Origin of the sequence: Listeria booriae (assembly GCF_000766865.1) — a bacterium.
GTDB classification, from domain to species: Bacteria; Bacillota; Bacilli; order Lactobacillales; family Listeriaceae; genus Listeria_A; species Listeria_A booriae.
In genome coordinates, this window is record NZ_JNFA01000005.1 from 92,336 (window position 1) to 109,438 (window position 17,103).

Annotated in this window: 16 protein-coding genes; 1 reads left to right on the plus strand and 15 read right to left on the minus strand. The window is 42.0% G+C overall.

Translation table 11 applies throughout. From position 1 onward, the window contains the following. Nucleotides 1-3: 3 nt before the first annotated feature. The 4 genes from EP57_RS16330 to EP57_RS02760 all read right to left on the minus strand — a co-directional run bounded on the left by EP57_RS16330 (nt 4) and on the right by EP57_RS02760 (nt 2,828). Nucleotides 4-1,449, minus strand: a complete 1,446-nt coding sequence (locus EP57_RS16330) for a T7SS effector LXG polymorphic toxin (protein WP_052167501.1) — start codon at nt 1,447-1,449, stop codon at nt 4-6. Beyond that, entirely contained in the window at nt 1,436-1,612 is a 177-nt protein-coding gene (locus EP57_RS16900; protein WP_159106408.1) for a hypothetical protein, read from the minus strand. The genes EP57_RS16330 and EP57_RS16900 overlap by 14 nt, the downstream gene beginning before the upstream one ends. Nucleotides 1,613-1,765: 153 nt before the next feature. Then, nucleotides 1,766-2,065, minus strand: coding sequence for a hypothetical protein (locus EP57_RS02755; protein WP_036083990.1), 300 nt, complete (start codon nt 2,063-2,065; stop codon nt 1,766-1,768). A 97-nt stretch (nt 2,066-2,162) separates the two neighbouring features. Continuing rightward, nucleotides 2,163-2,828 carry a DedA family protein gene (locus EP57_RS02760; protein ID WP_036083991.1) on the minus strand — a complete coding sequence of 222 codons (666 nt, stop codon included), beginning with the start codon at nt 2,826-2,828 and terminating at the stop codon, nt 2,163-2,165. Between the two features lie 296 nt (nt 2,829-3,124). Here EP57_RS02760 and EP57_RS02765 point away from each other — a divergent pair, with 296 nt between their 5' ends. After that, nucleotides 3,125-3,709 (plus strand): hypothetical protein, encoded by a 585-nt coding sequence (locus EP57_RS02765; RefSeq protein ID WP_036083993.1) that lies wholly within the window; start codon nt 3,125-3,127, stop codon nt 3,707-3,709. Nucleotides 3,710-3,774: 65 nt separating this feature from the next. Here the strand turns inward: EP57_RS02765 and EP57_RS16335 are convergent, their stop codons facing one another. From EP57_RS16335 to EP57_RS02820, 11 genes are all read right to left on the minus strand, one after another. Next, a complete protein-coding gene (locus EP57_RS16335; protein WP_052167502.1) occupies nt 3,775-6,909 on the minus strand; it encodes an immunoglobulin-like domain-containing protein in 3,135 nt (1,044 codons plus the stop codon). Nucleotides 6,910-7,019: 110 nt separating this feature from the next. After that, entirely contained in the window at nt 7,020-7,310 is a 291-nt protein-coding gene (locus tag EP57_RS02775; protein WP_036083994.1) for a hypothetical protein, read from the minus strand. A 12-nt stretch (nt 7,311-7,322) separates the two neighbouring features. After that, the gene (locus EP57_RS02780) at nt 7,323-8,285 is read right to left on the minus strand and encodes a glycosyltransferase family 2 protein (protein ID WP_036083995.1); all 963 of its coding nucleotides are present in this window, start codon (nt 8,283-8,285) and stop codon (nt 7,323-7,325) included. A gap of 21 nt (nt 8,286-8,306) precedes the next feature. Next, nucleotides 8,307-8,861, minus strand: a complete 555-nt coding sequence (locus tag EP57_RS02785; RefSeq protein ID WP_036083998.1) for a Crp/Fnr family transcriptional regulator — start codon at nt 8,859-8,861, stop codon at nt 8,307-8,309. Nucleotides 8,862-8,873: 12 nt separating this feature from the next. Continuing rightward, nucleotides 8,874-9,905: a UDP-N-acetylglucosamine 2-epimerase gene (locus tag EP57_RS02790; protein WP_036084000.1), complete on the minus strand. Its 1,032-nt coding sequence runs from the start codon at nt 9,903-9,905 to the stop codon at nt 8,874-8,876. A gap of 37 nt (nt 9,906-9,942) precedes the next feature. After that, the gene (locus tag EP57_RS02795) at nt 9,943-10,812 is read right to left on the minus strand and encodes a carbonic anhydrase family protein (RefSeq protein WP_036084003.1); all 870 of its coding nucleotides are present in this window, start codon (nt 10,810-10,812) and stop codon (nt 9,943-9,945) included. A gap of 28 nt (nt 10,813-10,840) precedes the next feature. Further along, nucleotides 10,841-12,127 carry a glycosyltransferase family 2 protein gene (locus EP57_RS02800; protein WP_036084006.1) on the minus strand — a complete coding sequence of 429 codons (1,287 nt, stop codon included), beginning with the start codon at nt 12,125-12,127 and terminating at the stop codon, nt 10,841-10,843. Nucleotides 12,128-12,166: 39 nt separating this feature from the next. Further along, complete coding sequence (locus tag EP57_RS16340) at nt 12,167-12,793, minus strand: class F sortase (protein ID WP_052167503.1); 627 nt, start codon at nt 12,791-12,793, stop codon at nt 12,167-12,169. Then, entirely contained in the window at nt 12,790-13,038 is a 249-nt protein-coding gene (locus EP57_RS02810) for a GntR family transcriptional regulator (RefSeq protein WP_036084008.1), read from the minus strand. Before EP57_RS02810 ends, EP57_RS16340 begins: the two co-directional genes overlap by 4 nt. 33 nt (nt 13,039-13,071) lie before the next feature. Next, nucleotides 13,072-14,571, minus strand: coding sequence for a glycosyltransferase family 39 protein (locus EP57_RS02815; protein WP_036084009.1), 1,500 nt, complete (start codon nt 14,569-14,571; stop codon nt 13,072-13,074). A 109-nt stretch (nt 14,572-14,680) separates the two neighbouring features. Continuing rightward, nucleotides 14,681-17,103 (minus strand): Ig-like domain-containing protein (locus tag EP57_RS02820; RefSeq protein WP_036084011.1); only part of this gene is annotated, 2,423 nt, incomplete at its 5' end.

The window sequence follows — 17,103 nt, forward strand, 5'->3', positions numbered from 1 at the left end:
CCATTAATTATTTTTCAAACTTATACCACCCTTATGAGCAAATTCTGCATGTACCTTCATATCTACTAGCATCATACTTTTACCATCTTCCATATGATGCCAAGTATACCCAGAAGGTGCTTTATTGAGTGACGTGACTGGTGGAATAGAGTTTCTGTCCAAACCCGCTTGAATATTGGCAGCTTTGTAATCAGCCGGTCTATTCGTTGGATTTGCGTATTTAATTGTCACTGGTTTTACAGTCGGATGACTATATTCCGTAAAATCAGGATACCCATTCGGATACTTCACTGTTTGTCCTCGCTTATTGGTATAACTCCAGATACCCTTCCCGTCAATAGAAATACTACCACCTTTTTTTATCCACTTCTCTGGCACTGGCGAATTCATTGGTTTGGTTGCCATGAGTTTTTTACTGAAAGTCTTCATTTCTATATCTTTGGCTGCTTTCAGTTTCAGGTCGCTCTTTATTTTACTCAGATGAGCAACAGAAATCAGCTTCCCTCGACCTCGTAAAGCAATACCACTGATGATAATACCTGAAATAATCGAAAAGCTTTGCGCATCCGTGATACTCTCTCCAGTTAACAGATCATACCCTTCCATCGCCGCTTTCAAGTATTCGGCTTCAAAATCAATCGTATCCTCTTGCGCCTTCACAGACCCAGTTTTCAAACTTTCATTATACGCTTCTGTCGCGCCAGCACAATCTTCATCGGTAACACCGTTCTTCGATAGTACCCAATAATCGCCGCATAACGTCTTATCATACGCATCAAAATCATATGTTTTCACTGACTTCTCTGGCTTTTTCGGTGCCAGTGTCCCCAAATGTATCTTTTTCGCTTGGAAGAGATGCGATGTAGGACGAAAGGCGATACCACTTTCTATTTGCGCCAAACTTTGCTTGACTTGGTACAGTTGGGTGAGAACATCACGGAGCACGTTTCGGTGCGTCGCTTCGAACTGTTCGTAATTTTCTAGGATACGTGCTTCTTCTCGAAATTTGCCAATGGCTGTTTCTAAACCCAATTGTAAACCAATGTTTTTCCCAATGGCAGCCATACTGTTAGCTATACTGTTTACTTGAAATTCGAGGTCTTCCATTTTGTTTTCATAGTTGCGCATGTCTGCTTGCAACTCGTACATCTGTGCCAAGTCGAGCTTTGCATTCGGGGATGGGTCTACTTGGGACTGAAAATCGGATACATAGCGTTGGAGGACTTCCTCGGCATCCAATAAACTTTGTTTCGTCGCGTCGATTAGTGGATAATAGACGTCGCGGTAATAGGCTTTCGCTTGGTCGCCTATTTCACCTTGAATATCCGAATCAGCTACAAATTGGCTAATGACTTGCTTGCGTTGCGCTAGTTCTGTCTGCACGCGTTTGGATTCCCTGATAAATACCGACACAAAATTATGTATTTCTGCTATATCAATTCGCGCCATGGGATGTCTGCTCTTTCAGCGTTTCTAACTGCTTCCGAATTTGTCGTTTTTCCGCGATAATTTGATTTTCTAATGAGTTGACCTGCCCACGCGTTTCGTGCCACTCTGCTTCCATGGTATCTTCGAGTTGCTGGCTACGCGGTCCGCCTTGTTGCCCTGCCATGCTTGTTGAAAACTGCCAAGAATACTGGCTTTCTCGCGGTTTAATTGGATAAGCGCTAGTTGAATATCTTCCAGCTTTCGTTGTTTATGGGTGGCTGCTTCTAATTGTTTCTCGAGCAATGCGCGTTCTCTTTCCATCTTCTATCTGCTCCTCTCATGATCCTTTTTGACTGATAAAATCGATGCCTGCTTGTAACTGCTGTGCCAAGGCTTTTTCCGATGCCACAAAAGCACGCTCGACCTGCTTTAGATGTGAAACGTCTTTCGTAAAAGCATTCGGAAACGCTTGCAGAAATTGCGTCAATTCCATGCAATCGGAGACGAGTTCCTGCGAGGTGCCTGTGGAATATGCCACGTGGGGTTGAAGTTGAAACCTCAACGCATCCGTATTTTTTCCGATGGCTGTTGCGTGCTCTGATAGTCTACCGCTGGGTAGCTGTATTTTCTTTGCCACTAGTCGTTCTCTCCTTCCTTGATTTAGTATATATGAGAATATTATACCATAATTATTTATTAAAAAAAGCCAGGCACAATCGCCCAGCTTTGGTTTCTTATTTCATTTTAGCTTTCTTGTTGTCCATTTTGCTCTTAATGAATGAAAAGATCATTGGCAAGATGGAAACGAAGATGATTCCTAGTACAACGAGCGAGAAGTTCTCTTTGACAATCGGAATATTCCCGAAGAAATAACCTGCCAATGTACAAAGTAATACCCAAACCGTCGCGCCTAAAACGTTGTAGTTCAAGAAATAACGGTAATTCATACGGCTAGCACCGGCTACAAATGGTGCGAATGTACGGATGAAAGGCATGAATCTAGCGATAAAAATGGTTTTTCCGCCGTGTTTATTGAAAAATGCTTCGGCTTTGTCCATTTTCTCTTGGTTGATTACTTTTCCAAGCCAACTATCTTGTGGTATGGAGGTTCCGATTTTCTTACCGATGTGGTAATTGACTGTATCGCCAAGTACTGCGGCAACCCATAATACAATGAGTAATATGAAAATATTCAAGTCCGAACCAGGTAATACTGCCAATGCTCCCGCTGCAAATAGCAAGGAATCTCCCGGCAAGAATGGGAATATAACAAGTCCCGTTTCAATAAATACAATTAAGAATATAATGACATACGTCCAGATGCCAAATGTATTGATGATTTCTACAAGATGCTGATCAATATGAATAATAAAGCTAATCAGCGCTTTAATGATCTCCACGAATCTATCACGTCCTATATTTTAGTCAGAGCTAGCTTTTATTGTACCATATTTCTTGCTCATTCTATATCATACCACAGGTGTATTTACATAAACTTAACATTTGTAAAAACTGTGACCTTTAGGGTGCGAATATTTCAAATAAACTTTTATTCATTTTTTGTTTACTTTTTGACACCTATTGATATATAATCAATGAGGGATTTCAGAGATTGTCATTTTTCTGATGTCACAGTACATAGCTCATTACTTCATTTTTTAAATTTTTGAATATTATAAATATTGAAGGGTAGGAAATGATGCGTAAAATGAAGAAGGTTAGTGTTGTTGTGTTGGTAGCGTTTATGGTATTGGGAACGAGTACGCTTGTGTTTGGGGCGAGTGTTGTTTTATGGGGCGGAGAAAGTGATAAAGCGCGAATTTCTGAGGTGCTCGACTGGGCGGACCAAAGAATTGGCCAGCTGAATCAATCGAAGCAAGATAATGCACAGAAAATCAATGACTTAACGAATCAAATCACGCAACTAAAAGGCCAGCTAACTGATAAGGACAACCAAATCGCCGCCAAACAGCAAGAAGTAAACGCAAAAATGGTGGAGCTGCAAAATAAACAAAATGAAGTGAACCAAAAAAATATAGATATTACCGCTCTGAATACGCAAATTGGGCAAATAAATGGCTCGATTACGCAGTTAAACGACACAATTAATCAGCTGAAATCGGAACGAAATCAGTACAAAGCGCAAGTGGATACTTTGAATACGCAAGTCACGCAACTAAGCACGGCAAAAAATGAATCTGACGAGAAGTTAATCAAGGCTCGCCAAGATATGAAGGAACTGCGCGATAAGGCAGATTCGCTCTACAATAAATATCAATAATGCAAAACTCCCTTGTTAGGAAGACGTGAATGATTACGCTTCTTGGCAAGGGAGTTTTTTGGTTATTATTTTTTACGTCTGAATAGGAAGTAAGCTAAGGATATTAGCGCGCCGCCTAGTAAGATTGGTGTTTTTGTTGACTGGTCTCCGGTTGTTGGTAGTTCTGGTGATGTTTGGGTTATGATTGGTGTTGTATCCGGAGTGATGATGCTTGTGATGTGTTCTACTGGTGTTATGGTTGGTGTTTTTGCTGGTACGACTGGTGTGATTTCTGGTGTTGCTGATGGAGGCGTGATTTCCGTAGCTTTTGGTAGGACTGTTACGGTAATGGTTTTCTCCACGGTGTTGTTATCGCTGTCGGTTACGCGGTAGACTACTTTGTAAGTCCCTGGTTGTGATGTGTCTACTGTGTTGATGATGACTTCGATTTGTTTTGTTAGATCGCCGTCTTCTTGGTCTGTACTTGTTGCTAGTTGTTGTGGGTCGAACTTGTCGCCTACTGTGATAACTTGATCTTCTGCTGCAATCGTTGGTTTTTCGTTAGATGTTACGGTTACTGTGATTGTTTTGTAGGCAATGTTGCCGTCGCTATCGATGACTTCGTAGGAAACTTGGTATGTGCCTTCTTTTGCTGTGTCTACTGTGTTTCGAATGACTTCGATTGTTTTTGTTAGGTCGCCATCTTCTTGGTCTGTCGCGGTTACGTCTGCGATTGGATCAAACTTGGTACCTTTTTTGATTGTTTGGTCTTCTGCTTGGATGGCTGGTTTTTCGTTGCTTGTTACTATGACAGTGACGTCTTTCGTTGTTGTGTTGTCATCGCTGTCGGTTACGCTGTACGTGATTTGGTAAATGCCTTCTTTGTTTGTGTTCACGCTGTTTGCGGTAATTTTGATTGCGTCTGTCAGGTCGCCGTCTTCTTGGTCTGTGGCGCTTACTTCGGACATCGGGTCAAAATTGCTTCCTTTTTTGATTGTGTGGTCAGTGGCTGTGATGACTGGAAGTTCGTTGCTTGTTACGGTTACGTTTATTTGTTTAGTTGTCGTGTTGTTGTCGCTGTCGGTTACGCTATATGTGACTGAATAGGTGCCTTCTTGATCAGGATTGACGTCATTTGCGATTATTTGGATGTCGCTTGTTAGGTCACCGTCTTCTTTGTCTGCTGCGCTTACCTCAGCTAGTGCGTCGAATGTGTCGCCTCGTTTTAGTGTTTTGTCTGTTGCTGTGATTGTTGGGGCGTCGTTGCTTGTGACTGTTACTGTGATTTCTTTTGTTGTCGTGTTTTCGTCGCTGTCAGTTATGCTGTAGGTCACGTGGTAGATGCCTTCTTGGGTTGTGTCGACGTCGTTGGCTGTGATTTTGATGTCTTTTGTTAGATTACCATCTTCTTTGTCTGCTGCACTTACTTCGGACATTGGGTCGAACTTAGTTCCTTTTTTCAGCGTGTGGTCTGTTGCTTCGATTGTTGGGGCGTCGTTGCTTGTGACCGTTACTGTGATTTCTTTCGTTGTCGTGTTTTCGTCGCTGTCGGTTACGCTGTAGGTCACGTGGTACGTGCCTTCTTGACTTGTGTCGACGTCGTTGGCTGTGATTTTGATGTCTTTTGTCATGTCGCCGTCTTCTTTGTCTGCTGCGCTTACTTCGGACATTGGGTCGAACTTAGTTCCTTTTTTCAGTGTGTGGTCTGTTGCTTCGATTGTTGGTGCGTCGTTGCTTGTGACCGTTACTGTGATTTCTTTTGTTGTCGTGTTTTCGTCGCTGTCGGTTACGCTGTAGGTCACGTGATACGTGCCTTCTTGACTTGTGTCGACATCATTTGCTGTGATTTTGATATCCTTTGTCAAATTGCCGTCTTCTGCATCTGTTGCTGTTACGTCTGCCATTGGGTCGAACTTGGTGCCTTTTTTCAGGGTGTGGTCTGTTGCTTCGATTGTTGGCGCGTCATTGCTTGTGACTGTTACTGTGACTTGTTTTGTTGTCGTGTTGCCGTCGCTGTCAGTTACGCTGTAGATCACGTGGTAGACGCCTTCTTTTGTTGTGTCCACGTCGTTGGCTGTGATTTTCACGCTGCTGCTTAGATTACCGTCTTCGGGATCTGTTGCGCTTACGCCTGACATTGGGTCGAATTTAGCACCTTTTTTCAGTGTATGGTCTGTTGCCGTGATTGTTGGCGCATTGTTCGCAAGTACACTTAAAGTGACATCGTTGGAGTAATTTGTGTAATCTTCGTCGGTGAAGCCTAAATCTTGATGGATAACAGTGGCTTGGGCTGTGACATTGTTCGCTACAACCGCGCCTCTCACATCAAACGTAACGTGTTTGGTTGCGTCTTTTGCGATACTTCCAAGCGGAATGGATAAAATGCGCGTATTGCTGTCATATGAACCTACCACAGAAACGCCGTCTACCTTAACATTTGGTGAGTCTAGCGTGACTTCTTGTGGAATTGGGATGGTCAATGTTGTGTTTTGAGATGCCATTCCGCCTTCATTTTTAGCGTCGAAAGAGTACGTCGCTGTTTTGTCTTTTTTCACGGATGTTTTGTCGACACTACCGGATACAGTGATGAAAGATTGTGTTGCAAAAACGATGTTGTCTAGCAGGTTACCGTTTCTTGGATCTCCGCCGACTGCTTCAAATTCGAAACGTGTTGTGGTTTGGCCTGCTGGAATAGTATAGGTTCCTGAGTAAGTTTTCCAAGCGTCTACGGATGTTGTCATCGTGTCGATGAGTTTCAAATCCCCTGGAGAGCCGAATTTCACTGTTGCTGTGTCTGTTGTGTGTCTACCGCGATGGGAGACTTGCCATCTTACTTTTGCGCCTGGTGTAGTCGCGATGTCTTGGTACAAAGCAGATGCTTCGTACGCGTTTAGTTCGGCATATTGCTCGCCGTCCGCAGCATCTCGGTTTTCGTTATGGTTCTGAATTTCGATTAAACCATCGGATGCTGTCGTTTGCCAGCCCGGAACTTGCGATTGATCGAATGTTGCCCATTCTCCGTATGGAATTACCGGTTGTTCGAAGCTCCCATTTTGAAGGCTGATGACTGCAATAGGTGGTTTCGGTACGCCGTGTACGTTAGTTGTTGCGGCATGTGCCACCGGATCTTTCATTACGTTATATGGTAGTTCTGTGTTTCCTGCAAGAATGGCTGATGCGATCATGGTTCCTGCTGCAATTTTGATGATGCTTTTGTTCATTAGTAAACCCTCCGTTTTTTCATTTTGTTTCTATATTTAATACACCACGAAAAATACGCGAATTGCGAACTTTGGCGTGGTGTAACAAATAACATTATTTTGTATGACTCCTACACGCACGCGTTGATAAGTGCTATGCCGCGAGCTCGTACGTGTTTGTTTATTTTGGCAATCAATGCTTGGCGACTAATAACGATAGGGCGGCTAATGTCGCGTTCCCCGTCCAGCCCTATATATTCTCGCGCAATGATAAAATTAAGATGATCCAATTTGCGAATCACGTATTCTTCTCCTTCAAATTCGCCACTTCTAATGTAAAGTGAAGCCACGAATTGCAACATTTCTGTGTAGGCTACTTGATTTTGTAACTCCACTCGTAAAAAATGTTCCATGATGTCCATTTGCATTGCTCCTTACCCAATTTTCCGTGACTTATCTTGATAAACCACTTGTTCTGTATGTGATTCGACAAAATACAGCGGTCGATTTTTCGTTTCCATAAAAATGCGGCCGATATATTCGCCAAGTAAGCCGATGCTAATCAATTGCACCCCGCCTAAGAACAAAATAACGGTAACAATACCCATCGTTCCTGTTGGGGCTCTGCCTAAGAAAATACTTTCGATAAAAATAAATAACAGCGTCAAAATAGTGATGACTAAAATGCCTGCCCCGGCAATGCTTGCTAGTCGTAACGGCGCTACGGAAAAAGAAGTAATCCCGTCGATGGCTAGTTGAAACAGTTTTTTGTAATTCCATTTGGTGGAACCTGCCACGCGGGCATCGCGCTCGAACAGGATTTCTTTTTTCTTGAAGCCGACGAAGCTGAATAAACCCTTAGTGTAGCGTTGTGTTTCTCGGATTTCTTTTAATGCTTCGACGCATTTTCTATCTAATAAGCGAAAATCGCCTGTGTCTTTCGGAATGTCGATTGTTGCCATTTTTTGCAGGACTTCATAGTATTTCTTGGAAGACCATTTTTTAAACCATGTTTCGCCTTTTCGGGAAATTCGTTTGGCGTACACGTCTTCATAGCCACATTCCCAATATTCCAACATTTGAACGATGATTTCTGGTGGATCTTGTAAATCGGCGTCCAATAAAATCGTGGCATCCGCGCATGCATGATCAAACCCAGCAATCATCGCGATTTCTTTGCCGTAATTGCGTGATAAATTGACGAATCGAACGCGGTAATCTTGCTGCTGCATCTTCTTAATTGTCGCTAACGTATCATCCGTACTGCCGTCGTTCACAAACAAAAACGTAAATGCATAATTGGTCAGTTGGTTGGTGATACGGTTTAGTCGTTCATAAAGATAAGGTAGTGCTTCTTGTTCATTGTAAGTAGGTATTAAAATACAAATCTGTTTCATTGTGTGTGCTCCTTGTGCAAATCAGAAACCATTTTTCAAAATATAGTCGTCTAATTTGTCCATATTTAAAACTAGCCATGGCTTTGGTCTGACACGGATGACGCCAGCATCTACTAAATTCCGCAATAATAACGAAACATATTCTCGTTTTAGATTACAATAATTCGCCAAGTCATACTGTGTGAATGCCGGGATGATTTGCGTACCTTTTTCTGTTGGTGTTCCGAATTTAGTAGCTAATCGTTTCAGGCAAAGTCCCACTCGTGCCGGAGCAGCGCTTTTATATTCATCCAGACGCTCAAGCATTAGCCTGTTATATACGTTGGTGCTGTTGCCTAGACTCGTCTCTCTAAGCTCTCGTTTTTCCAACCGAACTTCGGTTTTTGCATAAAAAATGATATTGGCATCAAGTAAATTAGTGACGATAAGATCGCCAACAGTTAAATAATCAATGACAGTACCGGCTTTACTTTCCATCGCAATAATCCCTTTTCGAATGATAAAAAAGTGATTTGTGCAGTGAAATTCGATTTCTTGTTTCTCTGAAAAGGTCATTTCTGGCCAATCGTGGTACATCCTGCTCTCCTCCTAGCTATTTTGGAACAATAAGTCCATCATTTGTTCTATGGATTGTGTTTTTGGGTCCGGTGATGGGCGTTTCGTAATGGTTTCGTAGCACTCAGCGTCTAGAAGCAACCGCTCCATCCAATCTACAAGTTGTACTTTGGAAAAATTGATTGCCGTTCCGACACCTTGATCTTGGCGTGTGCCATTGTTGCCCGGATTTTTCATAATTAATGCTGGAATGCCAAGTATTTGCGCCTCTTCCAGACAATGCGTATTATCAGACATCACGAGCCACGCGCGACGCATAAAGCTTTGATATTCTAAAATATTAAATGGCTTCACAAAATATACTTGTTTTTGGCCTTTTAAAATTCGATTTGCGAGTTCCATGACTAATGTTGTTAGTTTTATCGGGATGACGAAAATAACTTCTTTGTAAGTATTGGTGATATGTTTCATTGCTTGGAAGCTTTTTTCGAGTATGGATCGTTGGTTGGACTTGCCGTGATAGTCAAACAAAATAATTCTTTTAGTATCACTGTTTGTGATTGGCAATTGGTCTAGCGGCAATGTGGTCGTTTTGGATAATGCTGTTTCTAGACCTAGAAAAACCCGATTTGCGGCTAGCGGCGCCATTAATGCGTCTGTGTTTTTGCCAAAAAAAGCGCTGGTTGCTTCGCCGTTTCCTGCGGGGGACAGTACTTGTGTCACGCGAATATCGTTGTAATATGAGGCAAGTGCTGCTACAAAAGCGATTCGCGTATTGCCGCACACGATGGTAGCGTCGATTTGCTCTTGTTTTATGGTGTTGGATAATTCGTTTAAGGCGTAAGCCGTGAGTTGGTTTAGCGTTTGTGATTCTAGCGCAGCGCTTAATACATAACTTGGTTCTACGCCAAATAACGCCAAAATTTGATCCATTATCCCAGCCGTTTCTACCTGTTTAGGGATAAAAACGACTGGTGTGTACTGCATTTGTTTTAGTTTATCGATAACGGGACATATTCTAATAGCTTCTGCGGGCGTATCAAACACTATCATTACTTTTTTCATGTGATATGCTCCATTTATTTTTGATATTTGTGCAAAATTAGTTGCTGCTTACTTGGCGGTCGTTTAACTTTTGTACTGGGCGGTTGTTGTCGCCGAGTTGTTTTGTTAAGTCGCTAAGTTGTTGTTTGGACATTGTGATTGGTTTTTCGTAAACAACCCATGATACGCCTTCTGTTGTTGCTGGCGTTGTTAGGGAACCGTCGTATGCGAATGCTTTGTCGTCTGTTGGAATGAGACCTAGCGTACTAACAGCTTGTTTCATCGTTGTTGTTTTGCCGTTTTCTGATGAGGCAATGATGCTTGTCATGTCGCCAATTGCTTGGTTTTTGTCGCCTTCTTTAACGAAAACGCTGATGATTAATGTTTTGTTATCCGCAGAAACGTGTTTTAGTTGTAGTTCTGCGTCATATTTTTTGCCGTCTAGTTGGTGTTCGCTTGGTGTGTGGATGTTGATTTCTTTTAGTGTATATTCTTTGTTTGCAACGGTAATCTTGCTGTCTGCTCTACCTTTTGCTGTTTGGGCAACGGCTTGAACTGTTTGGTCTTTACGCGTTACTTTGAACATCGTTGGTTGGTATTTGTAGGCAACGCTCGCTTTTGTTTTGTCTGCTTTTGCGTCTTTTGTTTCGATGTTGATTGGTGATTGTTTCTTGCCTGTGTCGCTGATTTTGTATGCTGGTTTGATAGAACCCCAGTCTGATGGGCCTGTGCTGCCAGAATATGACCAGTCAAGCAATGCTTTTTCGTCTTTTTTCGTTGTGGTTTCTTTTGTTGTTTGGGTTGTTTTTGTGGAAGTGTCTGTATTTTTGTCTGTGCTTGATGAATCTGTCGTGCCACACGCGCCTAAAATTAGTAAACTACTTGCTGCAATCGCCATTAAAGGCATCGTTATTTTCTTCTTAATCATGAATAAAAACCTCACTATCATTTTTTTGTTATTCAGCTACTCGTTCTGTTTTTGCCCAAGCTTCTTTTCGTGCTACTTGTCGCCAAAATGCGAGCCAAATGCTTGGAATGGCTAATAAGTTATAAATTGGCATGAATAATCCTGCGCCCATACAATGGAAAAAGGAAATGCCATCCTTGTCTTTGCGGCCGAGTTCGTAGTGATAAATACACCAAATCAGACCCGGTCCGAAAATCAAACCGACAATGATTAGTATCGCGCCCCAATCTTGCAATGTGTTCGTAAATCCTGCGCCCCAGTCAACCGATTGGAAGAAGATAAGCATTAGCCCCCAGGAAATAATCATGATGATACTTCCGAGTAGGTTAATCCACGGTTGGGCTAAGAAGTAATAGATATCGAGCTTAGATGCGCTACTTAATGTGTCTGATTTTCTAATTTCGCGTAATCGCTTGATGGACTGGATGTTTCCTTGCACCCATCTAGCACGTTGACGAATAAATTTCTTCACAGATGTAAGTCCTTGTTGATATACGATGGCCTCTCCGATATACTTGCTTTTCCAGCCTTTTAAAAGGATTGATAAGCCTAAGTCGAAATCTTCTAGTAAACATTTGGACCAAGGTGCTGGACCAAGTTCGACTAATGCGCTTAGTCTTGTGAATTGCCCGTTTCCGCCTAAACCAACGCTTTCGGTGTATTCGCGGCTGTTTTGAATAGCTGCAACCGTGGAGTAGAACTCGATGTCTTGCATCATTGGCAGGATGCTTTTGCGGTTTGTAATACGAATCCGTGCTTGCGCCGCGCCAACTGCTGTGTCACGGAATACACGGTTTGCTTCGTTTAACAAATTATCGCTTGGGCGACCGTCTCCATCAATAACGGTGAGAATGAGATTGGTTGGATTTTTGCCTAGACGGCGTGCTGCTTTTGTTATTTTTGAATAGGCGTAATTAAGAGATTCCCCTTTTCCTAGTTGGGCGTTCGGCTTCTTGCGCTCGATAACCCGGACGTTAGGAAGATTCATTTGGCGGACGATGGCGACTGTATTATCGGATGAATCATCATCGACAACAATTACCATCTTCTTCTGATAAGACAAAGCTAATATCGATCGAATCGTCTTTTCGATGACAACTTCTTCGTTCAGACAAGGAATTAGAAAAACATATTCCAATTCACTGTCGTCTTGTTCACTCACTTTGTTTTTGTTTCCTGCAAATGGGGGGAGTAGCAAAATTAAGCTCGTGTACGAAAAATAAATAAAGATTAGGCATACACTGACTCCGGCCATAATTGTTAATAAAGCGTTCATATATTCCTCCTTGTATTGTTTGTAACCGTTAGGAATATGTTACTTGGTTACTGGTTGAAGTATGACAACTTCTCGGTTTTGATAACCGTCTTGGGAGCGATTGAACGTCCCGGTACATGAGATTAATGTGACTTGATTACCTTTTGTTGTGTCCATTAGTTCTTGTGGAAAGTCTTTAAAAGCGTAGGATTTTTTAGATTTTACTTCGAATGTTTTTTGTGTGCCATCTTCATAGCCGATAATGACTTTTTCGCCTAATGCGATGTCTTCGAGGTACTTAAATAACCCTAGTTCGCCGCCCCAATCGCGGTGTCCTGCAATAATTGCATTACCTTTATCGCCTGGTGACGGGCCAAATTTATACCAATATACGGCGTCGATTCCGTCTGGCACTTCCATTCGACCACCATTGTCTGTTCCTACAGGTCGGACTGGGTCTTCAATTTGGGTTTTTGTCCCATTGCGAAAAATGATTTGGGTTGGCATGATGCTTTTTTTGGCAGTTGCGCCAGTTGTTTTTGTTGTGCTTTTTGGAATGGTTGCAATTTCGGTTGTTTGGTTTCCTTTTGGTAGTGTTTCTGAATTGGCATTGATGTAGTCAAAGGTGATAATAACGCTCACCAACAGCAGTAAAATACATGTTGCGGCAATGATCCGTTTTCTCATCCTTTATCCCAACCTTTCACAGATTGGTCTTTATAAAAGGCTACGAAAGCCCCGTGGTAAGGTAACATTCGGATGTAGCCTTCGCCGCTTAGTTTCGTAATGGCGGCTCGAATCGGAGTTCGACTCATATTGAGTTCATGCGCCAACTCTTGCTGGCTCACAAAGTCGCCCATTTTCAGTCGGTTTTCTTGAATACATTTCAATACGTATTCGTACGCGACTTCTTCTAATCGTGGTCTCTTCATATATCGGTTCATCTCCATACAATGAATTCCTTTTTACAGCGGTAGCTCAGGTCTGTCGTAACCTTCGAGCATGACTGGTTTTTTCTTCTTTTTGTTTTTTCCTGCTAAAATTCGATATAGTTGCCAGCAACCCCAGGCGCCAATCACGCTATAGCCGATAATTAAAGGCACGTGATATCTACCTTGTACTTCTACGAGAAGCGCTGATAATGTGAATCCAACTTGTAGCAAGGTGAATAAATAAATGTCTGCTATTTTTCGTAAGCAAAGTGCGAGAACGACTGCAAGGACATTTAACCCTAAGATGATGTACATAAATACGTTGCAAATCGCGAGAATGATTTTGGAGTGGTACCAAATTTCTGGTGCATCACTGTAAACATTCCAATCGTAGCCATAACTTTCGCTACTGTAGTTTTTCATTTTAGTGATGATATGGTCGGTTAATTTGCCATTACTAGCCATATCTTGATAGCGTTCTATCCCTTTTTGGAGTAGGGCGCTGTCTGCTTTTGAAGCGTCTGTTTTATTGTCGTTGTATAATTTCCAGAACGTCTTACTGTCGGCTTGGCTCCATTGTCCTCCTGACTTTTCATTGGCACCTACGAACACGTTGTATCCGATTGTGCTATTGGAGGTTGGGATATGATATACCAATTTGTTAATCGTGGATTGTCCAGCGAGGAAAACGAGAAACAGAAGTACGACGATGGTGTATCTTTTTAGCGTTTCTTTGCGTTTTGGTCGAAGTAAGAAAGAAGTTATTACAAAGGCAATTAGTATAACCACAGCGAGTGGCCGAATCATGTTTAAGCCGATTAATGTAAGTGCAAGTAGCAACGACCAGATAAAGCTCGGCGCGTGTTGCTCCACCTGCTGATACAAGAAAAGTGCTAAAACAAATAAGAAAATAAATAATGGTTCAGTCGCAAGTAGTGTACTGTACATAAAGTAGGCTGGCCATAAGGCGAAAATCAAACTACTACCTACAGCAACGCCAAGCGGAAACCAATTTTTAACGACTTTAAAAAGTAGAAATGTTCCTCCTAGTGTCAAGAGGCTGTTAAATAGTTGCCCGACAAGATAACTGTTTCCAAAAATATGATAAACAGTCGATAGTACTTTAGAGAAATTGAGTATATGTGTGAAATAAGGCGCGTAGAATAGAATGCCTTGATCGTATAGCGTTGTCCAACTGTTGTTATCTGCGACGTAACTTGCGATTACTTGATAGTAGTAAAAGTCAGATACGGCATGTGTTGGAATCCAGATAATCCAAATGATTCTTGGAACGATAATCAGGGCGCCTAATGCGAGATAGAAGTAGCCTTTTTTCCATTGATAGAGTTTCGTAAAACCCCAGATACTCATAATTAAAACAAGTATGATGCCTGCTACTATTCCTGTAATCATCCAGATAGATGATTCACCGTTTGCTTGCCATGGTAGTAAAATAGCTGTGCTAACGAGTGCGAAAAGCATCATAAGTGCGGGAATCCATAATGCAATTCCTGTTAAACTTTTTTTCAGCACGTTGTTCCTCCTTGTTGAAAAATTAAAAGCTGTAGCCCGCGTGATGCCGAACTTGGATGTTGGCTACAGCTTTCGTTATGGTTATTTTGGGTGGTACATTATGATATATCTAAAGATCAGTCAGTCCATTCGTGTGTTGTTTGTAGAGAGTAGTATTTGTATGACTGGTCATTTCGTGTGTTGTTTGTAGAGAGTAGTATTTGTATGACTGGTCATTCAGAATCAGATATTTAGTACCTTGGTATGTTGCGTATACTTTGATAGCGTAACCTTGTAGGCCCCAAGCTGCCAACGGTGTAGTACAGTGAATCATTTGGTGATATGTTCCGTCAGAAGTACCAAGTGTATCCGTTCTAAGCAAGGTTGTAGCCGTTGTGTCGCTATATGTTTCCATTGAATAAACTACGCCTGCTGGTACATCCGCTGCGTGTGGATAAACATAAACGTTTGTTCCAGTGCTTCCTGTGTTTGGACGTTGATTGACAATTTCGAAGTCAGCACTTCCTACACGATCTGCCATGCTTTTAGCAACTGTTACATTGATAGTTTTGCTGATGTTGCTACCGTCTAATGTTCTAACTGTGATTGTTGTTGTTCCTGCTTTGTTAGCTGTCCAGTTACCGTTTGCATCTACAGAAATGATGCTTGCGTCTGCTGGTGTGTAGCTTACGTTTTTGTTTGTTGCGTTTGCAGGGGCAACTGTTGCGTTGATTTTACCTGTGTCTGCTACGTTAGCAGTGATGCTTGATGCGTCTAATGTTAGACCTGTTGCTGCTACAGTTGTCGCTGCTTGAGCTACGTGTACGATGAACGTACGGATAGTGTTTCCAGCTTTGTCTTTCACTGTAATTGTTGCTGTTCCTGCACCGTTAACTGCTAGTCTGTTCCAGTTATCTCCTTGGTCTGGTTTTGGAGATAATACAGAAGTATCGCTAGATGTGTAGATATAGTCGCTACCATTCAATACGTTTCCTGCTGTGTCATATTCTCTGAAGTTCATGTCATGTGAGTTGAACGTGTTTGTGAAGGCTGTATCGATGTAGATGTTTTTACCTTCTGTAATTACGTCTGCTGGGTAGTTAGGAATGTTTTCTTGTTTCACAACGACTGATTCACTTACGTTTACAGTGATTGTTTTCGTGATGTTTGATCCGTCTGCTGTTGCTACCGCAACTGTTGTTGTTCCTGCTTTTTTAGCTGTCCAGTTGCCGTTTGCATCTACAGAAATGATGCTCGGGTCTGCTGGCGTATACGTTAAGTTTTTGTTTGTTGCTGTTGATGGTGCTACTGTTGCAGTGATTTTGCCTGTGTCAGCAACTTTTGCTGCAATGTTTGATGCTGAAAGTGAAATGTCTGTTACTGGTACTGTTGTTGCTGCTTGAGCTACGTGTACGATGAACGTACGGATAGTGTTTCCAGCTTTGTCTTTCACTGTAATTGTTGCTGTTCCTGCGCCGTTAACTGCTAGTCTGTTCCAGTTATCTCCTTGGTCTGGTTTTGAAGATAATACGGAAGTATCGCTAGATGTGTAGACGTAGTCACTGCTGTTCAATACATTTCCTGCTGTATCGTATTCTCTGAAGTTCATGTCATGTGAATTGAACGTGTTTGTGAAGGCTGTATCGATGTAGATGTTTTTACCTTCTGTAATTACGTCTGCTGGGTAGTTAGGAATGTTTTCTTGTTTCACAACTACTGATTCACTTACGTTTACAGTGATTGTTTTCGTGATGTTTGATCCGTCTTCTGTTGCTACCGCAATTGTTGTTGTTCCTGCTTTTTTAGCTGTCCAGTTGCCGTTTTCATCTACAGAGATGATGCTTGGGTCTGCTGGTGTATACGTTAAGTTTTTGTTTGTTGCTGTTGATGGTGCTACTGTTGCATTGATTTTACCTGTGTCAGCAACTTTTGCTGTAATATTTGATGCTGAAAGTGAAATGTCTGTTGCTGGTACATTTTCTGGACCTGTAATAGTGATTGTGAATGTACGTACTGTTTTACCAGATGCGTCTTTCACTGTTACTAATGAGCTTCCTGTTTTTTCTGTATGCGTGAAGGCAATATGCGTGCCGTTAGCTTGAACAGAAGTGAATAGGTCAGGATTTGATAATGTCCAAGTATACGAGCTAGGATTTACAATCTTATCTGCGCTGTTATAGAAGGCCACGTCTACGTTGTCGTTGTTGTATCCGTCTTTGTACGTGTTTGATACAGAAATTGTTCCACCATTTGCTAAATCAGTATCTGGTGTGAATCCATTGTGATAAATCCATTTTGCATTAGCTACGGCTGTTGGATCTACAGCTTCGACAAGTGATGAGTTCATATCTGTGCGTGTTTGTTGTGCTGCGATATCGATGTATCCTGATACGCCGTCGCCACCGAATGCTGAGTTAGCTAATACGTCATAACCTGTTGGTGCTGTTACTTTCACGTAGTAAGTTCCTGGTGTAATTGTTTCGAATTTGTACAATCCGTTAGCGTCTGTTGTTGTTGTTTCTACAACTGCACCTGTGTTGCTGTAAAGTGTTA

Excerpts from the sequence above, each read along its gene's own strand:
- EP57_RS16330 (WP_052167501.1), bottom strand. The coding sequence starts at position 1,449 with ATGGCGCGAATTGATATAGCAGAAATACATAATTTTGTGTCGGTATTT.
- EP57_RS16900 (WP_159106408.1), bottom strand. The coding sequence starts at position 1,612 with ATGGCAGGGCAACAAGGCGGACCGCGTAGCCAGCAACTCGAAGATACC.
- EP57_RS02765 (WP_036083993.1), top strand. The coding sequence starts at position 3,125 with ATGATGCGTAAAATGAAGAAGGTTAGTGTTGTTGTGTTGGTAGCGTTT.
- EP57_RS16335 (WP_052167502.1), bottom strand. The coding sequence starts at position 6,909 with ATGAACAAAAGCATCATCAAAATTGCAGCAGGAACCATGATCGCATCA.
- EP57_RS02775 (WP_036083994.1), bottom strand. The coding sequence starts at position 7,310 with ATGGACATCATGGAACATTTTTTACGAGTGGAGTTACAAAATCAAGTA.
- EP57_RS02780 (WP_036083995.1), bottom strand. The coding sequence starts at position 8,285 with ATGAAACAGATTTGTATTTTAATACCTACTTACAATGAACAAGAAGCA.
- EP57_RS02785 (WP_036083998.1), bottom strand. The coding sequence starts at position 8,861 with ATGTACCACGATTGGCCAGAAATGACCTTTTCAGAGAAACAAGAAATC.
- EP57_RS02790 (WP_036084000.1), bottom strand. The coding sequence starts at position 9,905 with ATGAAAAAAGTAATGATAGTGTTTGATACGCCCGCAGAAGCTATTAGA.
- EP57_RS02795 (WP_036084003.1), bottom strand. The coding sequence starts at position 10,812 with ATGATTAAGAAGAAAATAACGATGCCTTTAATGGCGATTGCAGCAAGT.
- EP57_RS02800 (WP_036084006.1), bottom strand. The coding sequence starts at position 12,127 with ATGAACGCTTTATTAACAATTATGGCCGGAGTCAGTGTATGCCTAATC.
- EP57_RS16340 (WP_052167503.1), bottom strand. The coding sequence starts at position 12,793 with ATGAGAAAACGGATCATTGCCGCAACATGTATTTTACTGCTGTTGGTG.
- EP57_RS02810 (WP_036084008.1), bottom strand. The coding sequence starts at position 13,038 with ATGAAGAGACCACGATTAGAAGAAGTCGCGTACGAATACGTATTGAAA.